Origin of the sequence: Pseudoalteromonas 'SMAR' (genome assembly GCF_048515945.1) — a bacterium.
In the GTDB taxonomy this organism is placed as follows: Bacteria; Pseudomonadota; Gammaproteobacteria; order Enterobacterales; family Alteromonadaceae; genus Pseudoalteromonas.
On record NZ_JBLWMW010000049.1, the window covers coordinates 22,895 to 29,333 of the forward strand.

The window sequence follows — 6,439 nt, forward strand, 5'->3', positions numbered from 1 at the left end:
ATGAAATATTATATTAAAATGATAAAAAAACAAATTAAATAAGATTAAATGCATTTTAGAATAAAAAAGGTGCTCAATAGCACCTTTTTTATGAGCGAGTACACTTAATACGTTAGCCGTTACTTCACTTGCCAATCTATGGTGTCGCCCGCTTTAATTGGCACCACTTGACCTGAACCCAGTTGGTAGGATTCAGGAACTTGCCAAGGCGATTTAGTAAGAGTGACGGTATCAGTGTTTCTTGGCAGACCATAAAAATCCGCACCATGGTGGCTGGCAAACCCTTCTAGCTTATCCAGCGCGCCCGCTTCTTCAAATGCTTCAGCATATAACTCCAGCGCAGCATGGGCGGTGTACGCGCCGGCGCAGCCACAGGCAGCTTCTTTTTTATCTTTACTGTGAGGTGCAGAGTCGGTTCCTAAAAAGAACTTTTTACTACCGCTGGTTGCCGCTTCAATTAATGCTTGTTGGTGGCTATTACGCTTAAGAATTGGCAAGCAATAGTAATGCGGACGAATGCCCCCTGCGAGCATATGATTGCGGTTGTACAATAAATGGTGTGCGGTAATTGTTGCAGCAACATTATCAGGTGCGTTATTGACAAACTCTACAGCGTCTTTGGTGGTGATATGCTCCAGCACTATTTTTAGCGTTGGGAAGTTTTCAACCACTTTGGATAGCTTGGTTTCAAGGAATATTTTTTCGCGGTCAAAAATATCGATGGCGGTGTCGGTTACTTCACCATGTACCAGTAATAACATCCCTACTTCTTGCATTGCTGCTAATGCCGGAAATACTTTCTCAATGTCCGTCACGCCCGAGTCTGAGTTAGTGGTAGCACCTGCTGGGTAGAGTTTTGCCGCCACAATATGACCCGATTCTTTGGCTTTTTTGATTTCTTCAGGGGTGGTGTTATCAGTTAGGTAAAGCACCATCAAAGGAGTAAAATCACCTTGTGGCTGCGCCGCCATAATGCGCTCGCGATATGCTAAAGCCAACTCAGTTGTCGTTGCTGGCGGTACCAGATTTGGCATGATAATAGCGCGCCCCATATAGCGGCTAATATCTCTGACCGTATCTGTTAACACTTCACCATCGCGTAAATGTACATGCCAATCATCCGGTCTCGTCATCGTTAGAGTTTGTGTGCTTGTCATTGCTCTCTTCCACTGCTGAATTTGCTCGATCATAGGCTGACGTTTGACCTTAGTAAAGTACTTAGGTGTATTAATGCTTTACGCTTCAGCATAATCTTGAAAAAGGAAATAAATAATGGCGTTACTATATTGGTAAAAAATCGCAAACTAAGTTAAATTATTAACATAAACTATTGAGAAATATGTATGCTATCCGAAAATCAAAAACTAGAATCAAAAACTGAGCAGCTTAGCATCATAAACCAGTTTACCTCGTCACTGCTGCATCTCACGAGGATGGATGAGTTGCTAGAATACGTCACCACGCAAGTAGTGAATAAGTTAGGATTCGTTGATTGTGTTATTTACTTAGCCGATCCGTTTCACGAATACCTTGAGGTTGCTGCCAGCATGGGGGTAAGCCATGCCGATATTGAGTACCATGTAGCACAAACAAAAATTAAAATTGGCTCAGGTATAACAGGACAAGTTGCTCAAACTCGTAAGCCTTTCATTTCTGGTGATGTGGCTTCTCATCCTATGTACATAGCCGATCTTAGACCGGCTATGTCTGAGCTATGCGTGCCGTTAATATATGAAGATAGCCTAATTGGTGTAATTGACTGCGAGCACCCTGAGGCCGATTATTTTAATGCCGGGCACATGCAGATCCTTTCTACTGTGGCTCACCTACTCAGCGCCAAGATACATCAGATACGTACCTTAGAAAATCTACAACAAACGGTCTCACAGCTACATCATGCCCAAGATTTAGAAAAGTCATTGTTAAAAATTGCCAATATCACTTACCGCTTTGAAAATTTAGACGCGTTTTATGATGACTTATACAAAATAATCACCTCTCAACTGAGCGCAGAAAACTTTTTTATTGGTTTATATGACACCAAAGAAGACGTCTTAGAAATCGATTACTTAGTTGAAGGGGGTGAGAAGTGTGACGCCCACCACAAGGTGTCAAAAGATCAAATTAAGCACACCGCTTCCTATTACATTTTAAAGCATCAGCAACCCTTGTTATGTGATAACGAGCAGTATAAAGCCCATGTTCAACGTGGCGACTTTAAGATGGTTGGTCGTTCACCCCGTTCATGGCTTGGCGTGCCATTTATTGTTAATAACCAATATCATGGGGTGTTGGTATTACAAAGCTATAACCATGATCAGGCGTTTGTCAGCCATGACTTGTCTATCTTGACCTATATCAGTCGCCAAGTAAGTATGGCCATTGACCGCCAACTATCACGACAGGCACTTGAACACCGAGCTCTTCATGATGATCTGACAGGCCTAGCTAATCGATACTTGTTACTGGAACGCGTGAACCATGCCATTTTGCGCTTGTCACGCGGCGAGCAAGGCGCCATGCATTGCTTAATCTATTTAGATTTGGACCGCTTTAAAAGCATTAATGACTCTCTAGGCCATGATGTTGGCGATCACTTTTTAATTGCTATCGTGAACATTATTGATGGCTGTATTCGCAAAACGGATACCTTTGCTCGCTTAGGAGGGGACGAGTTTGCTATTTTTATGGAACACGTCAGCGACAAACAGCAGGTATCAACCCTGTTAGCTCGAATAACGCGCGCCATAGCCAAGCCCATTCATGTCGATGGTCATGTTTTGCAGGCCTCAGGCAGTATTGGTGTGGCATTTACCGACGATGCCACGGATAGCGCAATTAACTTATTGCAGCAAGCAGACGCCGCCATGTATGAGGCGAAGTCTTCCGGCCGGGGGCAAATTTGCTTTTTTAATAACGCCATGCGCAAGCGTTTAAAGCAGCGTGCCGACATCGAAAATGACTTACAACATGGCATTAAAAATAATGAGTTTACGCTCTATTTTCAGCCTATTTTTTCCTTGCAAACAGGCGACATTGTGAGTTTTGAAGCTTTGGTTCGTTGGCTACACCCTAAAAACGGCATGGTATCCCCAGACAGCTTTATTGCCATCGCCGAACAAACCGGCCAGATCATAGATTTAGACTTGCATTTATTAAAGCTTGCTGCCCAACAATTACAGCAATGGCGCAAGCAAAATTACCCAGCCACTCGGATCACCGTCAATGTCTCTTCGCGGCACTTTGCCAGCTTGGACTTTGTCGATACCATCGAACAGCTTTATCACGACTATCAGCTTTCACCTGGGGCGCTGTGCTTGGAGATCACAGAATCTGGACTCATTGCTAATCTGGCTTTGGCCACCAGCATCATTGAGAAAATTGAATCTCTTGGAGTGAAGTTGTATCTTGATGATTTTGGTACCGGCTATTCTGCTTTAGGGTATCTCCACCAACTCCCTATCCATGTCCTTAAAATCGATAAGAGCTTTGTGGATCAGCTCACCGAAAAAGAAAACCCCCTGGTTGATGCCATTTTAAAACTGGCCCAGTCACTTAATCTCACGGTGGTTGCCGAGGGCATTGAACTGCAACAACAGTGGCAGTTATTAAAACAAAAAGGCTGCCAGTTTGGTCAAGGTTTTGTGGTTTCCAAACCCCTTCCTGCCGATCAGGCCATGGCGTTTCTACTGAGTCGAAATACGCCCTAAAACACACTCTATACTGCAACACTCTGCTGCAATGGTAAGCACTTTTTGCGCTTTCACTGCAGCAAACTCCACTACATTGGGCATTTGACAGCCCCTCATTTAAAGGCGTTTGCTTACCGCCTCAAGTCTACATGAATAAAATTAAATTAAGATTTTTTCATAAAGTTTTAAAAAACACGTGACAACGCTGTCACTTTTAATATTATAGAGGAAGTAGCGATTTTTTGTACAACCCATTATAAACATTTAGACGTCTAGACATTGATAATTAGAAAATTGCATCGTACTATTAAGTAAAAGTGAGGTTTGCTCACATAAAAGATGAGAATTGCTGAACATGATTGATATAAAGCACCTAAAAACAATTTCCACCTTGAAAGAAACTGGTTCACTGGTTAATACAGCTAGGGAACTTTTTCTCACCCAATCCGCTTTATCTCATCAAATCAAAGATCTCGAAAGCAAGTTAGATTGCCAGCTGTTCGAACGCAAAACACAACCGGTACGTTTTACCCCTCAAGGAATGCTATTACTTGAATTAGCGAACGACGTCTTGCCAAAAGTTGAAGCGACTAAATGTCGCTTAAAAGAAAGCCTTAATCAGCCCATATCGCAACTGCGGTTAAGTGTAGAGTGCCATGCATGCTTTCACTGGTTATTACCCACCATTAAAGAGTTCAATACCTTTTGGCCCGATATTAAAGTCGATTTCGAACGTGGCTTTAGTTATGACGCGATCCCGGATCTTATCGCTGATGAACTAGACTTAGTACTGACATCTGATATCCGCGAACCGGAACAATTAGAATATGCACACCTGTTCGACTTTAAACTGAAACTGATTGTTGCACCCGATCATGAATTGGCCAAGAAGGCGTATGTCACGGCTTTGGATCTAAAAGATGAAACCATTATTTCCTACCCCATTCCCCGTGAACGGCAAGATATCTTTAAACATTTTATCCAAAATGCGCGTTTTGATGGCACATTAAAAAATGTCGATCAAGGCCTGTTAATATTCCAGCTAGTCAGTGCCGGTATGGGCGTCGCCGCTTTACCAGATTGGTTGGTCACTCCATATGAAAGCCAAGGTCTAATTAAGTCCATTCCATTAGGTGCTCTGGGCTTAAGTCGCCCCATGTACCTAGCGATGAAAAAGAATATGAAAGATAACCCGGTGTATCGCCACTTTTTAAACACCTGTCGCAAAACCACTGCAAGGTAACTGCAACTCGCTTTTAAGCTGCCTGTTGGTGTCGATGACGACAGGGTTATACCCCACCAGGCTGGCTCGTGTTAGGATTGCAATATTCTCCGACGTCATTGCAACAAGGAACACAGATGTTTGAAGTGAAAAAGGTTATCGGGCAGCTGTTAATGCCGCTGCCACTTTCTCTGCTGGTGTTAATGCTATTGTTATTATTGCTGTCAAAGCAGCGCAAACTGCCTTACTTTCTATGCTGGTTGTCAGTACTGGGACTTTGGTTTCTCGCCACTCCGTTTATGGCACAAAAGATCATTGATTTTCATTACCAAGGGATCACCGCCTTTGCACCAGAAAAACATAAAAACCTTGATAAAATAGTAGTTCTAGGCTGCAACCTCCACCCTGACAGTCGCTTACCCAGCAATGCGCAATTAGGAGCATGTGGTCTTGCTAGGCTGGTAGAAGGAGTGCGTTTAGCCAAACTCTACCCGCAAGCGGAATTATTTGTCTCTGGTGCCGGCTATGGCAACACCACCAGCAGCAGTCTTATGGCAGCAACGGCACACAGTTTAGGTATCGCTAGATCTAGGATCCACCAAAACCCCAATGCAAAAGACACAGCCGATGAAGCTCGGCTAATGGCACCCCGACTGGTTGATTATGATGTGGCATTAGTCACCTCAGCAAGCCACATGCATCGTGCAAAAAACTTATTCAATGCTCAAGGCGTTGATATCATCCCTGCAGCCACCGCTTTTTATAATTTTTCTCAACTACCACTAAGCAGACAGTTTATTGCTTACCATGAAGCACTACTAATCGTTACTCGTATATGGCATGAAAAGATCGGAATGCTGTGGTTATCTCTCAGACGTGAGATAGATCCTGAAGCACTTTAAATGCCGAAAAAGGCAACGAAATGAGGCGCAATTATGATATTTTGGCGCTTAAAAGCGTAAAAAATTGAAAATTTACGCAAATATGGGTATAAATAGAGTTTAATCTTAACCCGCGTATCCGCGTACAACACGACTAGGATCTACGATGAGTAAACTAGATAAAACTGAAGTACTAAGCGCTTTTGAAGCTGCGTACGAAGCTGCACATGGTAAAAAGCCTGAGATCACTGTTAAACCAGGTTGGTACAGCATCGATGGTGGAAAAAACATGCGCCTAGCTGACGTAGCTGCATTAACCGAAGAGCTCACTTCAGGGTCAGCTGTCGCAAGTGAAAAGCCGCAGGCGCCTGCTAAAAAAGCAAACAAGACTAAAAAGGCACCGCAACCAGCAGCTGAAAAACCAGTCGGCTTTACTGTCGTTACTGAAAACGACAAAGGCTACACTGCAGAAGAACAATGGATTGCAGAGTTAGCAGCCAAAGATCACGACTGTCGCTTACCGCGTGGTGTTGTTTAAACCAACACATTAATCAGTCGCATTGTTAAAAAGCCTCGCATCGCGAGGTTTTTGAGGGCGTTCAAAATTCTGTGTCAGATAATAACGCCTAAATATCCAAGTACCC

General features: G+C 43.4%; 5 protein-coding genes. 4 read left to right on the forward strand and 1 reads right to left on the reverse strand.

Translation table 11 applies throughout. From position 1 onward, the window contains the following. Positions 1–119: 119 nt before the first annotated feature. Positions 120–1,157 carry a dihydroorotase gene (gene pyrC / locus ACNKW2_RS16730; RefSeq protein WP_419149577.1) on the reverse strand — a complete coding sequence of 346 codons (1,038 nt, stop codon included), beginning with the start codon at positions 1,155–1,157 and terminating at the stop codon, positions 120–122. A 186-nt stretch (positions 1,158–1,343) separates the two neighbouring features. Here pyrC and ACNKW2_RS16735 point away from each other — a divergent pair, with 186 nt between their 5' ends. From ACNKW2_RS16735 to ACNKW2_RS16750, 4 genes are all read left to right on the forward strand, one after another. Then, positions 1,344–3,710, forward strand: coding sequence for a bifunctional diguanylate cyclase/phosphodiesterase (locus tag ACNKW2_RS16735; protein WP_419149578.1), 2,367 nt, complete (start codon positions 1,344–1,346; stop codon positions 3,708–3,710). A gap of 337 nt (positions 3,711–4,047) precedes the next feature. Further along, positions 4,048–4,935, forward strand: a complete 888-nt coding sequence (locus ACNKW2_RS16740; protein WP_419149579.1) for a LysR substrate-binding domain-containing protein — start codon at positions 4,048–4,050, stop codon at positions 4,933–4,935. Between the two features lie 116 nt (positions 4,936–5,051). Next, entirely contained in the window at positions 5,052–5,816 is a 765-nt protein-coding gene (locus tag ACNKW2_RS16745) for a YdcF family protein (RefSeq protein ID WP_419149580.1), read from the forward strand. Between the two features lie 145 nt (positions 5,817–5,961). Then, complete coding sequence (locus tag ACNKW2_RS16750) at positions 5,962–6,333, forward strand: hypothetical protein (RefSeq protein ID WP_419149581.1); 372 nt, start codon at positions 5,962–5,964, stop codon at positions 6,331–6,333. The last annotated feature ends 106 nt before the right edge of the window (positions 6,334–6,439 follow it).